This is a genomic window from Gammaproteobacteria bacterium (assembly GCA_013697705.1).
In the GTDB taxonomy this organism is placed as follows: Bacteria; Pseudomonadota; Gammaproteobacteria; order UBA6002; family UBA6002; genus UBA6002.
The window spans coordinates 127,443-147,227 of record JACCWJ010000025.1; the positions used below are offsets into that span (position 1 = coordinate 127,443).

General features: G+C 42.6%; 20 protein-coding genes and 1 pseudogene. 12 read left to right on the forward strand and 9 right to left on the reverse strand.

Translation table 11 applies throughout. The features are described 5' to 3' along the window. The first annotated feature begins 216 nt into the window (after window positions 1-216). Together H0U71_05910 and H0U71_05915 are read left to right on the forward strand one after the other, a co-directional pair. On the forward strand, window positions 217-1,965 hold the full coding sequence (locus H0U71_05910; GenBank protein MBA2654582.1) for a hypothetical protein: 1,749 nt from the start codon (window positions 217-219) through the stop codon (window positions 1,963-1,965). Window positions 1,966-2,301: 336 nt separating this feature from the next. After that, on the forward strand, window positions 2,302-4,233 hold the full coding sequence (locus H0U71_05915; protein MBA2654583.1) for a hypothetical protein: 1,932 nt from the start codon (window positions 2,302-2,304) through the stop codon (window positions 4,231-4,233). 48 nt (window positions 4,234-4,281) lie between these two features. Here the strand turns inward: H0U71_05915 and H0U71_05920 are convergent, their stop codons facing one another. Continuing rightward, entirely contained in the window at window positions 4,282-4,779 is a 498-nt protein-coding gene (locus H0U71_05920; GenBank protein MBA2654584.1) for a hypothetical protein, read from the reverse strand. A gap of 86 nt (window positions 4,780-4,865) precedes the next feature. Continuing rightward, a complete protein-coding gene (locus H0U71_05925) occupies window positions 4,866-5,450 on the reverse strand; it encodes a hypothetical protein (protein MBA2654585.1) in 585 nt (194 codons plus the stop codon). 268 nt (window positions 5,451-5,718) lie between these two features. On the opposite strand from H0U71_05925, the gene typA reads away from it, so the two are divergent. Beyond that, window positions 5,719-7,533: a translational GTPase TypA gene (gene typA / locus H0U71_05930; protein MBA2654586.1), complete on the forward strand. Its 1,815-nt coding sequence runs from the start codon at window positions 5,719-5,721 to the stop codon at window positions 7,531-7,533. Then, complete coding sequence (gene nadB / locus H0U71_05935) at window positions 7,499-9,142, forward strand: L-aspartate oxidase (protein MBA2654587.1); 1,644 nt, start codon at window positions 7,499-7,501, stop codon at window positions 9,140-9,142. The genes typA and nadB overlap by 35 nt, the downstream gene beginning before the upstream one ends. Here the strand turns inward: nadB and H0U71_05940 are convergent. The 4 genes from H0U71_05940 to H0U71_05955 form a co-directional block, all read right to left on the reverse strand. Beyond that, window positions 9,132-9,563, reverse strand: a complete 432-nt coding sequence (locus tag H0U71_05940) for a hypothetical protein (GenBank protein ID MBA2654588.1) — start codon at window positions 9,561-9,563, stop codon at window positions 9,132-9,134. The two genes, nadB and H0U71_05940, sit on opposite strands and share 11 nt — an antisense overlap. A gap of 6 nt (window positions 9,564-9,569) precedes the next feature. Then, the gene (gene sixA / locus H0U71_05945) at window positions 9,570-10,028 is read right to left on the reverse strand and encodes a phosphohistidine phosphatase SixA (protein MBA2654589.1); all 459 of its coding nucleotides are present in this window, start codon (window positions 10,026-10,028) and stop codon (window positions 9,570-9,572) included. 144 nt (window positions 10,029-10,172) lie between these two features. Further along, a complete protein-coding gene (locus H0U71_05950) occupies window positions 10,173-10,424 on the reverse strand; it encodes a succinate dehydrogenase assembly factor 2 (GenBank protein MBA2654590.1) in 252 nt (83 codons plus the stop codon). Then, window positions 10,421-11,716, reverse strand: coding sequence for an MFS transporter (locus H0U71_05955; protein ID MBA2654591.1), 1,296 nt, complete (start codon window positions 11,714-11,716; stop codon window positions 10,421-10,423). Before H0U71_05955 ends, H0U71_05950 begins: the two co-directional genes overlap by 4 nt. 195 nt (window positions 11,717-11,911) lie before the next feature. Between H0U71_05955 and rpsT the strand changes: the two genes are divergently transcribed. Further along, entirely contained in the window at window positions 11,912-12,178 is a 267-nt protein-coding gene (gene rpsT / locus H0U71_05960; GenBank protein MBA2654592.1) for a 30S ribosomal protein S20, read from the forward strand. A 279-nt stretch (window positions 12,179-12,457) separates the two neighbouring features. On the opposite strand, the gene cgtA is transcribed toward rpsT, so the two are convergent. The 3 genes from cgtA to rplU form a co-directional block, all read right to left on the reverse strand. Further along, window positions 12,458-13,468: an Obg family GTPase CgtA gene (gene cgtA / locus H0U71_05965; protein ID MBA2654593.1), complete on the reverse strand. Its 1,011-nt coding sequence runs from the start codon at window positions 13,466-13,468 to the stop codon at window positions 12,458-12,460. Window positions 13,469-13,565: 97 nt separating this feature from the next. Continuing rightward, window positions 13,566-13,835 carry a 50S ribosomal protein L27 gene (gene rpmA, locus H0U71_05970; GenBank protein MBA2654594.1) on the reverse strand — a complete coding sequence of 90 codons (270 nt, stop codon included), beginning with the start codon at window positions 13,833-13,835 and terminating at the stop codon, window positions 13,566-13,568. 25 nt (window positions 13,836-13,860) lie between these two features. Next, a complete protein-coding gene (rplU, locus tag H0U71_05975) occupies window positions 13,861-14,181 on the reverse strand; it encodes a 50S ribosomal protein L21 (protein MBA2654595.1) in 321 nt (106 codons plus the stop codon). A gap of 319 nt (window positions 14,182-14,500) precedes the next feature. On the opposite strand from rplU, the gene rpsF reads away from it, so the two are divergent. From rpsF to H0U71_06010, 7 genes and pseudogenes are all read left to right on the forward strand, one after another. Further along, window positions 14,501-14,890, forward strand: a complete 390-nt coding sequence (rpsF, locus tag H0U71_05980) for a 30S ribosomal protein S6 (protein MBA2654596.1) — start codon at window positions 14,501-14,503, stop codon at window positions 14,888-14,890. A gap of 14 nt (window positions 14,891-14,904) precedes the next feature. Next, entirely contained in the window at window positions 14,905-15,129 is a 225-nt protein-coding gene (gene rpsR / locus H0U71_05985) for a 30S ribosomal protein S18 (protein MBA2654597.1), read from the forward strand. 26 nt (window positions 15,130-15,155) lie between these two features. Next, window positions 15,156-16,073 (forward strand): DUF2232 domain-containing protein, encoded by a 918-nt coding sequence (locus H0U71_05990; GenBank protein ID MBA2654598.1) that lies wholly within the window; start codon window positions 15,156-15,158, stop codon window positions 16,071-16,073. A 53-nt stretch (window positions 16,074-16,126) separates the two neighbouring features. Continuing rightward, window positions 16,127-16,576 (forward strand): 50S ribosomal protein L9, encoded by a 450-nt coding sequence (gene rplI, locus H0U71_05995; GenBank protein MBA2654599.1) that lies wholly within the window; start codon window positions 16,127-16,129, stop codon window positions 16,574-16,576. Between the two features lie 111 nt (window positions 16,577-16,687). Then, a complete protein-coding gene (gene dnaB, locus H0U71_06000; protein ID MBA2654600.1) occupies window positions 16,688-18,064 on the forward strand; it encodes a replicative DNA helicase in 1,377 nt (458 codons plus the stop codon). Further along, complete coding sequence (alr, locus tag H0U71_06005; GenBank protein ID MBA2654601.1) at window positions 18,064-19,164, forward strand: alanine racemase; 1,101 nt, start codon at window positions 18,064-18,066, stop codon at window positions 19,162-19,164. The genes dnaB and alr overlap by 1 nt, the downstream gene beginning before the upstream one ends. Then, window positions 19,152-19,715, forward strand: a pseudogene (locus H0U71_06010) (hypothetical protein). Before alr ends, H0U71_06010 begins: the two are co-directional and overlap by 13 nt. The last annotated feature ends 70 nt before the right edge of the window (window positions 19,716-19,785 follow it).

Genomic DNA, 19,785 nt, shown 5'->3' on the forward strand with positions numbered 1-19,785 from the left:
TAAGGAACCCCCTTGTAGGTGATTGCTGCTATAGACATAATTTAATTTTTCCTTAAGAAACCATTAATTTTCTCTCCCCCCGTCTTAACTTATACTCCTGGCTTCCAAGGGTCCCCGCTTATATCTGACGTGCGACCCCAAGTAGATATTTGGTATTTAAATTTTTTAGTGCAACCTGCACATTTCGAATAACAGGACAATAAGGACATCTTAATTATGGCATTTGAAGATAGTGAAATTGACGTATTCAATAATACCGAGAACCCCAGTGATGACATTCATTCCGGGCTACCCCTTATGCAAAATAGGAGGTTTTACCAGCAGGCTAGCGATGATGAAGACAATTTCAGGAATAATGCTGGAGTTAATGAGGGGAGCCGCGATGCACTAGGCGAGTTATTGTACCGTCGTCTGAAGATGGGTAATGATGCTTTTTTGGATAATGCGAAGGGCATTTTTTCTGTTTTAATCGCAGCAGCAGCATGCTCCGCAGATCTCGATCCACGAAACCATTTCCAGGACAGCCCAGCGCGCTTATTATTTTCTGAAATTGGCCTGGCTGCTTTTTTTTTAATGTATGCCTACTCAGCTTCAAAAGTGTTGGACTCCCTTACCGCGGAATTACCCCTGCAGACGGCCGCAAGTGTCAATGAGAATTATATAAACGACCGGCGTCGCACGAAAGCGCGAACGCTCATTAGTTCCGCAATCTCCGTAGGATTGAGTGCCTGGTCTGCCTCTGTGGCAGATGAACCTGTAAGTATAAAAGCATTGATAGGCGTGAGCCATATTGTGCTGAATTATTACGCTATTGATAAAATGCTGACAGAAAGTCAATTCTTTATAAATCTGATAAACCGTTCTCCATTTGCCCGCAGCTATAGACAGCTTATGGATTCCTTTGATTCAGTGATTCGCCGTGTAACTTATCAACATTTAGACAGGAAGACTGTTCCAGGCTATGCCCATGGAAACGCGCAACCGGGACTCTCTGAATTATCGCAAGACGTAGTGAGTCTGGAGATATTTGCAGAACAACCTTTGTCAGCGTATCAGGTAATATCTACGAGACTTCTTCCTGCGCTGTTTGCAACGGGACTTTCTACGGGCTTAATTATGAACTCTGTGGAGCAGTTGATTAATCCTGAAAACAACCAAGCTGATTTGCCTCTTTTAAATACTCTCCCGCCAGCATTTTCGTTACTTGCGATTAGAGAGGCAGCCAATTCTTTAATGAGGATTGCTGATATCAAGAACCAAGAAAAACCCGCTGCTTACCTTTTATATCCTATGGCCACCCTGCTAGCGAGTCTGCTTGCAGGAGGGGTTAGCCTTGCTGGTTTTTCAACCCTAGTAGATATGATACGCAATGAGCCGATTTTTAAAACTCATGACCCTTTAAGCGACACTAAGAAACACATGTTAATCCTCGCAGCGTCATCAGCTCTTGTTTTAGTGGGCAGTATTAATCAAAAGGCTATATTTGAATTAATACCTACTTTCGCTCGCTACTGTGGATCCAAAAATGAAAAAGAGCTCGCAATTTTTCAAAAGAATATGGAGGGATTCCGACGTGATGTGCGTCAGGTGTCGCCTAAGAAATTCAGCAGCAGTCTTGATAAATTATCTAGTAATGAAAGGATACGTTTACTTCCAATGCATCAGGTGGACATGAGTGCCGATGAGCTACTTAGCAATTTAAACAGTAACCAGCCTCTCCTCAGCACTCAAGAAGGGGGCGACGGATATCAGGCTATTGAAACGTTACCGGACGCCAATCAGGGTGTGGTTTCCTCTGTGTTGCAGAAATTTAGAGACTGTGTGCCTTCATGGTCCACATTTTCAATGCGTTTTAATACCCACCAGTCTGGAAATCAAGGAAGTTACCTGGTGCCTGGGTTTGATACAGCGAGTGAAGACGGGTACGGTAGTGAGAGTAGCAAGACTAGCATTAATGATTACTAATTATTAAAACTCTCCTCTAATGGGCCTCTTTTGGGGCCCATTTATTATCCAGGCTATTTTACCACCTTTTTCTGCATAATTATTCATAAGTATGGGAGGTGGTTACTCGATTTCAAAGCCAGGAGCTGGTTTTCAGAAAACATCGCCCAATATTAAAAATAAAAATTTAGCCACATTTTTTCGTTTATTTTTGAGGAAAGTGGTGGTGGGTGTCGTCTATTTAACTTAACTGAGGCTTAAATTACAAATAAATATGGTACCGATCATTGCATAAATATGCATGCTTCCCTAAAATGCAGCTCTGCTCCAAATGTGTAAATTGATGAGGTTATAACTATGGGTAAAAAGACTGTGAAGCCTACCAGGAGGCTACTGCCAGCTGCGAGTCAAAGCGAAATCCATATCCTTCCGAGTAAGGATATCTCTAAAGAGTATAAAGGATACCTTACCCCTAACGACAATGAGGTAGGCACGCATAAGGAATTACATGATTACATGACGGTCTTAAATTATTATCAAGGCTTGGGCGTTGAAGTAACGAAGGCTGAGTGGGCTTTTATTCCAGTCGCAGTTATTGCTTACTTGAATGGCGCCGTTGGTGCCTGGCCTTATATTGGTTCGGCTAAAAAAGCTGCCAAAACGCCAGCTCAAAAGGTACTCTATCCGACCGGGGCTTTTACCATAAATCTCACCATCAATGGCTATTTTTTTACCCTCGTAATTGGGGAAGCATATTCAAAAGTATTTTGTAAACCCCTAGCAGAAGTTAATAAAGCACTTAGCCACTTGCAAGGAGTTGATTCTGGCGCTCGAGCAAAAATATGGAATGGATTTAAAACGGGAACTTTAGTTGTTGTAACCTTAGGGGGCGCTATTTTGGCAGCTTTCCCTAATTATGCCCTTTCTGCAAAGGTAAGTGGCGATCCTCCCGCAGTGTCCATGGCAGCTTTTATTTCTGGCGTTACTCAGCAGTATGTCGGCACCCAAGTGCTGTTGCAGTTTATATTCAGTTGCATCGCCTATCCCGCCCAGTTGACATATCGCCGTTATAATGTTCAAGCAATGGCCCGGCACAGAAGGTATTCAATTATCGAGTCATTAAAATCAGCCCATAAAAATGCTTTGAGCTCAGCGCAGAATGAAATAATGCGACTGGTCCAAATTGGACAAGATGAACCTCTTCAAGATCTATATAGCTTGTTGCGAAAAAATCCCACGAGAGAAGACACAGAGAAATTAGTGTTCGAATTGTTGAAGTTTGCTAAAGATGAAGAATTCCAAGAAGTTCCTTGGCTGCGTCGATCTTTTGAAATTGCTTCTATGCTACTAATGCTCACCTCCTTACCCGGATTAGCGGGTGCTACCGAGGATACAAGTTCCGAAATATTCGAGTTGCGGGATTTATTACAGCGCTGGGCGACCGCTATGGCTATTTTCTTGGTAAGTATTGCTCTTTCTGTCTATATCGCTAAGCCCTTTGGCGCCGCCGTTTACCAGAGTTTGGCCTATAGCTTTTATGGAATTAAACGATCGTGGAATCAATCAGCAGGGGTAACCGATTTCATTGCCAAGGGGTGGGAAAATAAGTTTAATCGTGAGGCCTGGTCTCATCTTGTGAAGCTGCCCCTGTCTTTTCTTCAAAACCCTATCGCCATGAGCGCGGGCGCGCTCGCTTTTTATTTTGCAGCAGCTTACTCAGTTCAGACAACAGTGCTATTAAATGAACAAGTGATGGGACAACCAGCGAGTAAGATTTTAGAGATTCCAGCGGTGCTCTTTACCTATGTCTTTAATATCTATCCTGGTATACCCATTGCATCCAGTGCTCAAGAATTTTTAACGCGCGCGTTTGGAAGCGAGCGAAACAAAGAACAAATTAAACTGCAGCGTACTTTAACCGATATCCAAACTTTTATTGAAAATATTGATGATGATAGATTTATTGCAATATTATCCTCTATAAAGCAGAAGAATGCGGAGACCCCTCAAGCATTAGAGTCCCTCCTAGAGATATTCTTTGGAAATAAGAAACCGAGTGAAGTTATTCCTAAAAATCATCCAGCTCAACAGGAAACGAAACTGACATTTGAGGACATTATTGATAATGTTGCCCCCCAACGATATCAGGTCATGCGTGACCATCCAATCCAAAAAATAGGCTTCTTTGGACTAAAGGGCGATCAACCAATAGAGGAAGGGGTTGGATTATTAGTGCGGGATAAAAACCCCAGATACGATGGTGAAGCCAAAGGGTATCAGTTGAAGTAGGGTGAAAGCAGCGGACCCCTGCTCCAGGGATCCCGCTCTGCCTTAACCTTATTGTCGATCGTCAGAAATCGACTCTTGTTTGCGTGCACGACGGGCCTTGCCGCCTTTTCTACCCGCTTCGGCTAAACTTTCATGCCCTCTGGTTTGGGCAGCTTTTTTACCGCCGGTAACGCGACTTTCATGGCTACGCGCTTTTGCGCCCTTTTTGCCTGCTTCGCTTAAGCTTTGTCGACCGCGTGTTTCCGCTGCTTTCTTGCCTCCCAATACCCGACTTTCATGGCTGCGTGCTTGAGCGCCTTTTCTGCCTGCTGCACTGAGACTTTCTGCCCCTCTTGTTTCAGCCGCTTTTTTGCCGCCTTGAACACGGCTCAAATGGTTTTTTGTTTCACCTTGAGCATTAACGCTGTTGTTAAAACCCTCGGGGTTTCTTGTTTCGGGAGTATTCATAATATTTGCAGATGAAATTTTTGAGTCTGCATTAGGTGTGGATTCAACTCTTCTGAGTGCATCGAACATTGGATCCTTTGATTGCTCCGAATTTGCCATAATAAGCCCTCCTATTTTATGCCTTTCTTTGTTACATCCATAAAGAAATTCTAGTACAGTTATCTGGCTTTACTATTAACCAACGGTTAATGGATCTTATTCATAGGTATATTTTTGATTAAGGTGATGTCTTTATTATGTTTTTTCAATATTTTGAGGGCGTATTCACTGCCAGTATTTCGCCATAGTTCTTCTGCTTGCAACAACGTTAAGGCTTGCTGCTCACCACTTAGCTCTCTAATTGAAAATAATAGGTCTAAGAGGCTTACAAAATGCGTTCGAAGTAGCCCATATAACTTAGAGGTCAGGAGGCCTGCATTGTGTAATTCAGCCAAATAAAAATAAGCTCGGCGTCCCAATTCCACAAAATAGCTAACAGTCACTAACCTTCTATTGGCAGATTCAGGAAAAAACCCAGAAAATAGTAGACATTTATCACCGACATCCCTTAGTTTTTCCTGCCGGAGCTTGCCTGAGGTGGCTAAACTATCCAAGTAGTCAATGGCTAATATCGTGTCTGATATGTCCGGTTTATTGGTATAACGTTGTAATAAATGGACCAAGTAGCTTTCAAGGTCTGTATCTAATCGTTTTCCAAAAAAATCTTCTGCTTCATTGACTAAGGTATACCACTGCGCCAGTGAGGTAGAGTGTAGGACCAGACGATTCATTTAGTCTTCCTCCAAATCCTTAATAGCAAACTATAAGGTAATTTTAGCTCAAATTTACGCATTTTATTTATGGGCTATCGATAGAAAATAGCGGGAGCAACTGCTTGCTATTTTATTGAATTTGCTGAATAGTACGCTTTTTTATACGTAAAAATGTAGCGCTGGAGGCAGCGATAGCGGAATGCGGATTCTCTAGGATTGCACTTCGTATTTATCTAGGGCTTCGCGTGCTAACATATTGACTACACTCACTATTAGAAGATCTCATATGACAAACTTAAGAAATATCGCCATCATCGCTCATATTGATCATGGTAAAACGACTCTCGTTGATAAGCTGTTACAGCAATCCGGTACCTTAAGTACCAAGGCAGCAAGTCAAGAACGGGTCATGGATTCCAATGAACTTGAAAAAGAACGGGGAATTACTATTCTCTCCAAAAATACGGCCATTCAATGGAATGATTACCGCATCAATATCGTGGATACGCCCGGCCATGCGGATTTTGGAGGAGAAGTAGAGCGCGTACTCTCGATGGTTGATTCTGTGCTTCTTTTAGTAGATGCAGTCGATGGGCCTATGCCTCAAACGCGATTTGTAACCCTCAAGGCATTCCAGCATGGTCTGCACCCCATTGTGGTGGTAAATAAAATAGACCGGCCTAGTGCACGCCCTGACTGGGTGGTGGACCAGGTATTTGATCTGTTTGACCGCCTAGGTGCTACCAATGAACAATTAGATTTCCCCATTGTGTATGCTTCTGCTCTTAAAGGATATGCCACCTTAGATTTATCTGAGCATCATGATGATATGACTCCATTGCTACAGACAATCGTAGACAAGGTTTCTCCGCCAAAAGTGGATCCGAACGGTCCCTTTCAAATGCAGATTAGTTCGCTGGATTATTCTAGCTATGTGGGGGCGATAGGGGTTGGACGTATTTCTCGTGGAAAGGTGCAATCGAATGCTCCCGTTACCATTATTGACCGAGATGGTAAGGTCCGCAATGGACGTATATCCCAAATAATGGGTTATCTTGGGTTGAACCGAGTCGAAGTTCCTGAAGCCGAGGCCGGTGATATTATTGCTATTACTGGAATAGAAGGCATACGTATTTCAGATACCTTGTGTGATCCTAAATCTCCTGAAGCGTTACCTAGCTTGATCGTGGATGAGCCAACTGTATCTATGACCTTCCAAGTAAATGATTCCCCTTTTTGTGGTAAGAGTGGCAAATATGTCACAAGTCGGCATTTACGAGACCGCCTTGCGCGGGAATTAATTCATAATGTAGCCCTCCAAGTTCAAGACACACCTGACCCTGATAAATTCCGGGTATCTGGGCGAGGTGAATTACACCTTTCTATATTGATTGAGACGATGCGAAGAGAAGGTTACGAGCTAGCCGTTTCTCGGCCTGAGGTGATCATTAAGGAAGTAGATGGTGTACAACAAGAGCCGTTTGAAAATTTAACCCTCGATATTGAAGACCAACATCAAGGTTCGGTAATGGATAGAATCGCCTCTCGTCGAGGTCAGATTCAAAATATGATGCCAGATGGCAAGGGCCGCATTCGTTTAGATTATATTATTCCGACCCGGGGGCTGATTGGTTTTCATAATGAATTTTTAACGATGACTTCCGGTACTGGACTAATGCATCATATTTTTGATCATTATGGTCCTTTAGGCAAAGGTGATATTGCAGCGCGAATTAATGGCGTATTAGTTGCTAATAGCGACGGCAAAGCGACTGCGTATGCATTATGGAACTTAGAAAGCCGGGGTAGGTTGTTAATAGACCCGCAAACCGAAGTCTATGAAGGGATGTTAGTCGGATTACATACAAGGGAAAATGATTTAGTAGTGAACGTTGTTCGCGAAAAGCAATTAACAAATATTAGGGCTGCCGGAACAGATGAAAATATCAATCTAACCCCGCCCATTCGTTTATCTTTAGAGCAAGCATTAGAATTAATTAATGATGATGAGTTAGTAGAGGTTACGCCGAGTGCCATCCGACTTAGAAAAAAATGGTTGAAAGAGCATGAGCGGAAAAAAGCTTCTCGACAAAAAGAGTAATGCGTTAAATCGCCATTCTTCCACCGTTTTGATTATTGGCAGCGGTGCTGCCGGTCTGAGTGCAGCTTTGCGCTTAGCGGATACTTTAGATGTGGCCGTGATTTGCAAAGATGAGTTAACGGAAGGCTCCACCTTTTATGCACAAGGTGGTATTGCAGCGGTGATGGGGGAAGAGGATAGCGTTGATTCTCATATTAAAGATACTTTGATAGCCGGTGCAGGATTATGTTCAGTAGAAGCAGTCACTTTTACAGCAGAAAGAGCACGTGAGGCCGTTCTTTGGTTGGTGGAAAAAGGGGTGGCCTTTACCACAGAAACTCGGCCAGATGGTCAACTTGATTTTCATTTGACTCAGGAAGCAGGTCACAGTCATCGGCGCATACTTCACGCTCATGATGCGACGGGTTTCGCGATTGAAAATACACTGGTGTCCTTAGTCCGGCAGCATCCTCGTATCAGTCTGTATGAACATTATACCGCTATCGATTTAATCAAAAGCGATGGAGTATGCACGGGAGCGTACGTCCTCAATAATGCAACTCATCAAGTTGAGGTGTTTCAGTCGTACGTCACCCTCTTAGCGACCGGGGGAGCGAGCAAGGTATACTTATACACCAGTAATCCAGATGCCACGAGTGGGGACGGTATCGCGATGGCGTGGCGAGCGGGGTGTCGCGTCGGTAATATGGAATTCAATCAATTCCATCCGACATGTCTTTACCATTCCAAGGCAAAATCTTTTTTAATCACAGAGGCGGTACGCGGTGAAGGCGGCATTTTGAAACTGCCCGATGGAACACGTTTCATGCCTCAATTTGATAAGCGGGGAGAGTTGGCCCCCCGGGACATTGTGGCAAGAGCGATTGACCACGAAATGAAACGTTTGGGAATCGAGTGTGTATTCCTTGATATCAGCCACAAATCCGCTGCTTTTATTACCAGCCACTTTCCAAATGTTTATCAACGCTGTCTAGATTATGGATTTGATATCACCCAAGAGGCTATTCCGGTCGTTCCTGCCGCCCATTACACGTGTGGCGGAGTATTGACCGACTTGACCGGGAAAACCGATTTGCCTGGCCTATATGCCGTAGGAGAAGTGGCCTTTACCGGACTACATGGGGCGAATCGAATGGCAAGCAATTCTTTATTGGAATGCATTGTTTTCGCGGCCAGTGCTAGCCAAGATATTTTAATGAATGTAGAACATTATAAACCGCCCAGCAGAGCGCCTAGCTGGGATGAAAGCCAGGTGACTGATTCTGATGAAGAGGTTGTCGTTTCGCACAACTGGCACGAGCTGCGCCAGACTATGTGGGACTATGTAGGAATTGTAAGAACCAACAAAAGACTGCAGCGCGCTCTTCGAAGGGTTTCTATGCTAAATCAAGAGATTCATGAATATTATGCGCATTTTAAAGTGACCAAGAATCTTATTGAGTTACGTAACCTTGCCTTGGTCGCTCAATTAATTATTGAATCTGCTATTGCCCGTAAAGAAAGTAGGGGGCTGCATTACAATTTAGATTATTCTCAGCCCCTGCAAGATAGTCTTGCGCGGTCCACTATATTAACTCCTCTTTCTCAGTCAGCTGAAGTCATTGCTTGAGCAAATGGTGAGTATGCTTGAGATAAACCAATAACCTACGATAATTTCGATAGCCGATACTTTCGGGCGTTAGCAGAGTGGTTAATTGTAACGATTGTTCACATTTGAAATTGAGTACTAGTAAAAAGTGGGTCACCAGGCTATTGGAATTTAGCGCCGCGTGCACCGTTTGATTATTCGCCATCGTAACTGTCCAAAATAAAGTGTCACTTGGTTTTGTGAGAGCCACTACGGAGCGCGGGTGAGACAGAAGAATGTACCGCTTAAAATAATAGTTGCCGTAAATAAGGCTGATACCAAAAGCGAGACATTTATATCCAAAGGGTAATGCGCTCACTCCCAATACAGTAATGGCAAAAACATTCAATGCGATACCTAAAAGGAGGATTTTTCTTGAAGATGCTATGTGAATCAAGCTCATGACGCATTATTTAAGAAGATGAGGGTACACAAACCAAGAAATGGACCATTGAAAAATGGCGATCCTTTCTAAACAAACGATCGCCGCGGTTTTAAAATCTATGCACTGCTTATCATCCGCTCCCGTAATTAAATCTGACACTAAGCGTGGCATAAAGGGTAGATGTCCTACCAACATCACATCTTGTTCCCAATGATTACAATAAACCGCTACGGCTTTCACCGAATCATCCGGCAATAAACCCGATAAAATATCTATTTTGGGAGCAATAGTGAAATTAGCCGCAACGCCTCTTGCGGTTTGTTCAGCACGTAATTTGCCGCTGTGATAAATTTGTTCGACTTCAATGTGATTGCTCGCTAAAAACTCGGCAATTTTCGTGACTTCATCCATACCACGCTCGCTTAGCGGTCTTTGAACGTCATTAGTCTCTGCATCTCCATGACGCATCAAATATAATTTCATTTTTCTGCCACCTTTAATAATTAGCTTTGCGTATTATTGTTTTAGCATAAAGGAACCTGGTTTCAAACCTGAGTATTTTCCTGGTGAGGGGAGTATTTTTTGGTAGAAACCCTCGAACAGTTTTCATGCTAGCAGTACAGGAAATTACAAAACACTGATTTTATGCTTAATCACTTCAACAATGGAGACCAATTTAGGGTCCTCCGGCGTAACGCTCCCGATAAACCATGAAAAAAGGGCGGGGTCAGAACTTGTTAACAGTTGTTCAAAATCATGTTGTTGGACATCAGAAAGCGATAAAAAATGCTTTTCAAAGAAAGGCTGCAAAATGGCATCCAATTCAAGCATGCCGCGGCGACATTGCCAGCGTAAACGCGCTAATTCTTCTGCAGTCATTGTGAATCCAGTGATTTATCAAATGATTCTCTGAGGATAAAACATAAGACCATGCCGATTATTATAGCGACGGGAATAACAGTTAATGCAAGACGAAAACCTTCGGGGGTATATACTCGTAAGTCATCTGATATCAGGCCTTTCCAGTAGATGTCTAATATCTTTCCGACTAAGGGCTGAAAGGCAAGACCGCCAAACATGACTAATAAATTAACAAACGAAACTGCTGCGCCGGAGACATTCCTTGGGCTGGTTTCCCGGCCTACCGCAAAACACACTACCTCGATACTGCTAAAAACACCGAAAAGAAAAAGTAATATTTGGGCCAATATGAGGGAAGTGGGAATATAGATCACCCAGGTAATAGCGAGGGCGGAAAATAGACAGCCTAATAACAAGGGTAGGCGTCTTTTTTGCATTTTGTCAGAGATCCAACCCGTCAAGGGAGCCCCTACTAGCCAGCCGAAAAATACCATCGAGTTAGTAAAAGCGGCTTGCTGAGCATCTAAATGATACACCGTCTTTAAAAAAGGAATTCCCCATAATTCTGCAAAAACAGACAGTGACATATATAAAATACACCCAATAAATCCAGCTATCCATACTTGTGGATTAGAGAGAATTCGATACAAACCCGCCAATGTTTCTTTGTAAGAAGCCTTGGATTCTGAACGTGGCGTACTCAACGAGGATTTTTTATCTCTAATAGCAAACCAGAGGATAGGTAAGAGGATGACGCCTAAAAAAGTGCTGCCATAGAGGGTTTGCTTCCACCCGACGCTTGTTACCAAATGAGTTAGGCCTATGTCGCCTGCCATACCCCCCATCATTCCAAGTGCTGTAACCAGGCCGGCAAAAAGAGCGAAGCGATTAAGGGGTAACCAAATGGAGGCAAGTTTAAGAGCGCTCACAAAGGCAAAAGCACTGCCGAAACCGACTAAGAAACGACCGATTGAAGCCAAAAAAACATTGTCGGCAATTCCAAAAAAGAAACTTCCTAGGGTGCACATAAAGACCGCAAAGGTAAGGATGAAACGCGGTCCATACAAGTCAGTCATTACTCCGACAACTGCTTGCATAGGGGTATAAGCCAGATAGTACAAACTTATAATGGCGCTAAACTTATCCAAAGAAGAAATGTGAAACTGCCGCATTAATTCATTTACAATTACGCTGGGTTGAATGCGTAATAGATATTCATAACAGTAAAAAACCGCGCCTAAACTACAAATAACCCATCCGATCATCTCTGTTTTTTTTGTTAATGGAAGGTTTTCTGATACGTTTTCCAATGTAAGCCTCATTTCTCTAAAGACGGTAGGGGAAGGAGTTTAGCATCCTTGATTTGAGAATGGAATTAAGCGAAGTGGCATTCATTTTATTAAAACGGCGCTCGGAGTCTAGAGGATTAGTCTAAAACTGTTGACAAAAACACCCAAAATCGGCATATTCAGCAGATTCCCTTTCAAGAATATCGGAGTTAAACAGTGGCGAATACAGCACAAGCAAAAAAACGTGCAAAGCAAGCAGAAAAAAACAGACTACATAATACGAGCTTACGCTCCAGAATGCGTACCTGTTTAAAGAAGGTGCTTAAAGCAATCGAAAGTAGCAATAAAACAGAAGCACAAACAGCATACAAAGATGCTGTGCCATTGCTCGATGGCATGGTGAATAAGAAGTTGATCCACAAAAATAAAGCCGCGCGTCATAAAAGCCGTCTTTCTGCGCATATCAAAGATTTAGAGTCCTAAGAAATAGAGGGTTTGGGTTTCCTTGATTTCGCTACGCTACATCAAGGCTACATTTCCTAGTTGTAGCCTGGATGCAGCGCAGCGAAATCCGGGTCCAGGCTCGATCGCGCGAAAAAGCCGTCTTTCTGCGCATATCAAAGATTTAGAGTCCTAAGAAATAGAGGGTTGGGTTTCCTTGATTTCGCTATGCTACATCAAGGCTACATTTCCTAATTGTAGCCTGGATGCAGCGCAGCGAAATCCGGGTCTAGAGGCTGGATCGCGCGAAAAAGATAACCTTTATTGACTGTCATCTAAATAATTCATGATCTGATAGCATAACTCGCTTAGCCCTTCTTTATTTATTGAGGAGATGCTGTATGCGGGCTGGGTCCATGCTAATTCCTTAAGTACTGCCGAAGTACGCTCCTCTATTTCTTCTGGTAACATTAAATCGGTTTTAGTGAAAACTAACCATTGTTCCTTGGTGGCAAGATCTGCGCTGAACTTCTCAAGCTCATTCCAAATAGACCTCACTTGAGTGGGAACATCCATTTCTGCGTCAGGAGAAATATCAATGAGGTGCAATAATAGTTTGGTGCGAGCGAGATGTTTCAAAAATCGAATGCCTAGGCCTGCCCCTTCGGACGCACCCTCAATCAATCCGGGAATATCAGCAACCACGAAACTTTTTTCATCAGATACTTTTACTACACCAAGATGTGGATACAGGGTGGTGAAAGGATAATCAGCCACCTTTGGTTTGGCATGAGACACTGCCCTGATAAAGGTGGATTTACCCGCATTGGGCAATCCTAGTAAACCAACGTCGGCAAGCACTTTAAGCTCTAAACGAATATTGCGCTTTTCGCCAAGTTTGCCGGTAGTGGTTTGTCTTGGAGCACGATTGACACTACTTTTAAAATGGACATTCCCCAGACCGTGAAAGCCTCCCTTCACAATGCAGAGCTCTTGGTCATGTTGGGTGAGATCACCTAATAATTCGCCCGTGTCCTCATCGTGAATGGTAGTACCGACGGGGACTTTAATTATTAAATCGCTGCCCTTTTTCCCCGTGCATTGCTTGCCCATTCCTTTGCCGCCGTGTTCAGCGCGAAAAAGTCGTGTATAGCGGAAATCCACTAAGGTATTAATACCGGAATCGGCAAGGAGGTAAACGCTGCCGCCATCTCCGCCATCTCCGCCATCGGGTCCTCCAAAGGGAACATACTTTTCGCGACGAAAACTGGAGCAGCCGTCACCACCTTTGCCAGCCTCAACTCGTATTTTGGCTTCGTCAACAAATTTCATTTTTTCACCGTATAGGATTGAGAGTTAGAATAATGGGGAGGGATATCTTTTATTGCATGCAGTGCCAGCCGAGGCTGGCTCAAACTATTGGATACAGTTATTCTGCAGCGTGTGGAGGCTCAATCATAACAAAAGTTCTGTTATGTTCGCCTTTTTTATGGAATTTGACGATACCGTCAGTCAGCGCAAATAAAGTGTGGTCTCTGCCAACACCTACATTCTTTCCGGCGTGGAAGCGAGTGCCTCTTTGACGAACGATAATATTGCCGGCGTTAACTAGTTGGCCACCAAACCGCTTAACACCTAGGTATTTTGGGTTTGAATCGCGACCGTTTCGAGTACTACCACCTGCTTTTTTATGTGCCATTGTTTAAATCCCCCTCAATTACCAGTTACTTTTGACTGGTTTCAATACCGGTAATTTTAACCGCGGTATAATTTTGTCGATGCCCCATTCTTTTCATATGGTGTTTGCGACGACGAAATTTAATAATATGAATTTTTTTGCCTCGACCATGTTCAACAACTTCACCATTTACGGTAAAATTCGTCACAAAAGGCGCGCCAACCGTGATATTTTCACCATCAGCAACCAAAAGAATTTGATCAAACTTAACTGTTTTCCCAGCTTCAGTGTTGATTTGTTCGAGCTTTATAATTTGTCCTTCGGCAACTTTATATTGTTTACCGCCATTAGCAATAACCGCATACATATTAACTGAACTCCGAATAATCTTGTGTAAGGCCGGCATTTTACGTAATAGCGACCCATCACGCAAGCATTTATCAATATAAAACGTTGTCTTTGTTTAAGTGAGTATTATTTATTGCCAGGAACTCAAGTAGTGCAAAGGAGCACTATGAATAACTTACTAACAAAATCAGCCATTTTTATGGGTAATTGCTAATGAAAGGAACTCCTGTATTTATAATGACACAGTTGTGAATACCTGTTTGCTCCTGTATAATCCCCTGTTTCCTAAACCTCCTTGCCCTCAAAATAGGGCTGTTAACCATCCATAAGGAGCATCTATGCGACATTATGAAGTAATTTTCTTAGTTCATCCTGATCAAAGTGATCAAGTCCCTTCTATGATCAAACGCTATAAAGCATTAATTAAACAAAACAATGGCAATATCCATCGATTAGAGGATTGGGGGCGACGTCAACTTGCCTATCCTATTAATAAGGTGCATAAAGCGCATTACTCCTTAATGAATATCGAATGTGATAAGCCTACCATTGAAGAACTGGAAAGTTCTTTCCGCTTTAACGACGCTGTTATTCGCTACCTGATCTTGCATAAAGATGAAGCTATTACGGACGCTTCTCCCATGATGAAAGGGCATGAAGAAGGCCGAGAAAATAAGGCCGAAAAAGTAACCGAAGCTGAAGATTATCAAGAAACTTACGCTGAATAGAGAGGAGAATAACCGTGGCTAATTTTAGAAAGAAATTTTGTCGTTTTTCTGCCGAAGGCACTAAAGAAATCGATTATAAAGACATTGGAATTTTGAAAAATTATATAATGGAATCTGGTCGGATTGTGCCAAGTCGAATTACTGGCACAGCTGCTCGTTATCAGAGACAACTTGCTAGAGCAATTAAGCTTGCGCGTTATCTATCGTTGTTGCCGTACTGCGACTTACATGAGAAATAACCCACTATTAATTTTATAGGTGACGAGTGAATTCATTGGTGCGTAAATGGGGCGAACAGGTAATACGTAGTCGACAACTTGCCGCAGGTTTGGCGTTAGTTGCTGCCTTTCTATCTTTTTTTGATTTACCTGTCGGTTGGCTGAGTACAGTTATTATAGCCTTAATCACTTTGCAAAATGGGCCTAAGCAAGGGCTGATGATTATGGCCTGGGCCATATTGCCTGCTGTGGCGATGCTTTGCTTAGGGCACTATCCAATATTTATAAATATTGTGGTATTGCACTATTTCGTAGTATTCGGCTTAGCCATCATCTTACGAAAAAATAATTCATGGATTAATGTGGTAAAACTCGCCTCTGTTTTAGGGATGGGTTCTGTCATATGCATTTATTATTTTGTTCCAGAGTTACAGACTTGGCTGGTGGCCCAGCTCACCGCGTTAGCTAAAGAGTATCAAACAACTTCCTTTATAAATTTTGGGTCTGCAGATATTGCGAGAGGCATAAAATATATCGGATTATTGGGTACAGGATTAATTTCACTTGCTGTCGTCATTATGAATTTAATGACCTTATTTTTAGCAAGATGGTGGCAATCTAGGATTGTGCCTGCAGTGAGTTTACAGAAAGAATGCTATGCAATTCGTATTCATTATGGGGCGTCACTCTTTCTAATAGCCATCGCTTTAGGATTGTTTGCCAACAATGCACTGTTCATGAATGTGCTTTTAGTTGCCTTAATGCCGTTTATTTTCGCAGGATTGAGTTTATTCCACTCATTTTTTGCCACCAAAAAAAATGGCAGCTCAATCATGACAATTTTTTATATTTTATTTTTATTTTTATCCCCTTATGTGATGGCTTTATTATCCTTCATGGGGTGGATAGATAGTTTTATTAATTTTAGAAAAAGATTTGTAATCGATAGTGCCATTAAAGAGTAAAAATACTTTTGGGCATTATTTATCTATGACAATTATTTGATGAGGTATTGGTAATGGAAATTATATTATTAGAAAAAGTTCACAACTTAGGCAACATTGGCGATAAAGTGAACGTTAAATCAGGTTATGGCCGCAATTTTTTAATTCCTGAAGGCAAGGCTGTGCCTGCAACAAAACATAATGTTATCAAATTTGAAGAAAGACGTGCTGAGCTAGAGAAGGTTGCGAATGAACATCTCCAAGCTGCCCAAAAAAGAGCAGAAGCATTATCTGCTGTAAAGGTCACTATCCGGTCAAAAGCAGGAGAAGAAGGCAAGCTGTATGGGTCAATCGGTACCAAAGATATAGCGTCTGCTATTACTGCAGCGGGTCAAAAAGTGTCAAAATCTGAAGTAAGACTGCCAAACGGACCTATTCGTCAAGCGGGTGAACATTCAATTGATGTAAATTTACATTCAGATGTAACAGTTATTATTAAAGTAAATGTTATCCCTGAAAGTTAATGGTATGTAGATAAGGCTTTAACTAGCGCTGATCTTATCGGTGAAAGCAGATTCTCGTTGATTAAAGCCCATCCCATGTGGGCCTAATTTTGGCTCTCGAAGGCAAGGATAATGAATAATAAAAAAAGTGATAGTGCAGTTGATCAGCTTAAACTACCTCCCCATTCTTTAGAAGCAGAACAATCTGTTCTAGGCTCTCTCATGCTTGATAATAAGGCCTGGGATAAGATAGTCGATAAAGTTACGGCGAATGATTTTTATAGTCATAGTCATCGTACCCTTTACCAAATTTTAACCGACCTCTCTCGTAGAAATACTCCTTTCGATGTACTAACCGTCGCAGAGGCGCTCAAAAATATCGAAGAACTGGATAATGTCGGTGGAGAACTCTATTTATTTGAGCTCGCTAGAAATACACCCAGCGCAACGAATGTGGTGGCGTATGCAGAGATAGTTCGAGAAAGATCCATTCTGCGACAGCTCATTTCGGTTGCGAATGAGATAGCAGATAATGCTTTTTTCCCTGAAGGAAGACTTAGCTCTGAGATTTTGGATGGTGCAGAACAAAAAATCTTCAAAATTGCAGATCAAGGTGCGCGAGGAAGTGGTCCAATCAGCATCACGGAGTATTTAGCGAAAGCAACAGATCGAATCGACACGCTATATCACTCAAATCAGTCTATTACGGGAATACCCACCGGTTTTGCAGATTTTGATGAAATGACATCGGGGTTGCAGAAAGGCGATTTAATTATTATTGCAGGCCGACCCTCGATGGGCAAAACAGCTTTTGCTATGAATATTGCTGAGAATGCCGCCATCAAAAATCAGTCCCCGGTGCTTGTTTTTAGTTTGGAAATGCCGGGTGAACAGCTTGTTTTGAGAATGATGTCTTCATTAGGAAGAATAGATCAACATCGTGTGCGAAATGGAAAACTACATGATGAAGATTGGCCCCGCATCACCTCTGCGGTCAGTGTTTTGTCGGATGCTCCTATGTATATAGACGATACCCCGGCGCTAAGCCCCTCGGAAGTGAGAGCAAGAGCGCGAAGGTTGGTGCGCGAAAAAGGTAGTATTGGCTTAATTGTCATTGATTATCTCCAGCTTATGTCAGTTCCTGGCTATAAAGAAAACAGAACCAATGAAATTTCAGAGATCTCTCGGTCGCTTAAAGCCTTAGCGAAAGAATTGCATGTCCCTGTGATCGCCTTGTCGCAGTTAAATCGAAGTTTAGAGCAACGCCAAGATCGTAGACCTGTGATGTCAGACCTTCGTGAAAGTGGCGCGATAGAACAAGATGCAGATTTGATCGCCTTTATTTATCGAGACGAAGTCTACAATGAAGATAGCCCTGACAAAGGTAAGGCCGAAATCATTATCTCCAAACAACGAAACGGACCTATTGGAAAGGTACATCTAACCTTTTTGGGACAATATACTGTATTTGAGAATTACGCTTCTCCTCAATACCACGAGGTATTCTAGTGAGCGACAGGACTAAAGCCTGTATTGATATCAGCGCTTTACATCACAACTATTCTATAGCCAAAAAATACGCACCAAACTCAAATATTTTGGCAATGGTGAAAAGTAATGCCTATGGGCACGGTATAATTAGTATTGGGAAAATTCTTACGCAAGCAGATGGTTTTGGGGTCGCCTGTTTCGATGAGGCCATAAAATTACGTGAAGCTGGAGTAATGACACCCATTGTGATTATGTCCGGGGCTTTCCACGCTGATGATTTAGTCTTAGCGGAGCGCTTTGATTTACAATTAGTTGTGCATGATATTTCCCAGATAAAATTACTGCGTTCTAGCAAAGTAACCACCCCACTTTCTGTCTGGCTTAAAATTGATACCGGGATGCATCGATTAGGTTTCGCTCCTGAACAATTTAAAGAAGTGTATGAATTATTAGCCAACTGCCAGAAGGTCAAGCAACCTATTGTTGTCATGACCCACCTTGCCGATGGCGACGATCTGCAGAAATCAACCACCCAGCAACAGCTTGATAAATTTGCCTATTATCTGAAACATCTAGCGGTGCTTAAGAGCGTGGCGAATTCAGCGGGCATTCTAGCTTGGCCAGAAGCGATTGCAGAATGGAATCGACCGGGCATTATGCTTTATGGTATCTCACCTATGATTGGAAAAATTGGTGCAGATCACGATCTCAAACCTGTCATGACATTAAAATCAAAAATTGTGGCGATACATGATTTCTTAAAGGGCGACGCCATCGGTTATGGGGGGCGTTGGACATGCCCTGACGATATGCGCGTGGGTATAGTTGCGATTGGATATGGGGATGGCTATCCTCGACATGCTAAAAATGGCACACCTGTTTTGATAAAACAAAAAATGTGTTCCCTCATCGGAACCGTATCAATGGATTTAATTGCTGTGGATTTGCGTCCCCTAAGTGAAGTCGCACTGGGCGAAGAGGTAATTCTGTGGGGAAAAGGTCTGCCTGCAGAAATTGTGGCAAAATACGCTGATACTATTGCTTATGAACTCATCTGCCAGGTTTCCCAGCGTGTGGTATTTAACGAAGAGCAAGGAAAACTAAGATGCGAGTTGTGATCAGGCTGCTCCTCTTGATCGTTGTTTTAATGGTAACGGGTTGTGCAATCACACCACCTCCTCATAATAAAGAAAATGTTAGTGCTATCTTCAATGAATATCCTCATTGGTACAAAGCCGCTAAAAAAACTGAACGGAAATGGGGTGTACCTGTGAATGTTCAAATGGCCATCATTTATTATGAGTCGGCTTATCGAGCAGACGCGAGACCCCCCCGTAAGCATCTTCTCGGTTTTATTCCCTGGAAACGTATCTCTTCTGCTTATGGGTATGCACAGGCGCTTAATGGCACTTGGGATGATTATTTATGTAAAGCAGGTGGTTTTTTTTCTTGCCGCACAAAATTTGCGTCGGCGACTGATTTTATAGGTTGGTATAGTGCTCAAGCACGTAACCGATTAGGAATCTCGCAAAACGATCCCTACAATCTTTATTTGGCATACCATGAAGGTTTAACGGGGTTTCAAAGAAGAAGTTTTCTTAAAAAACCTTGGCTAATGCGTTATGCACACAAGGTAGCCTTGAAATCGGATGTTTATCTTTACCAACTCGCCTTTTACGAACAAGGGATGAAGGGTAATTGTCTACCTATGAATGAATCACCGATGGCCATCCCTTTAC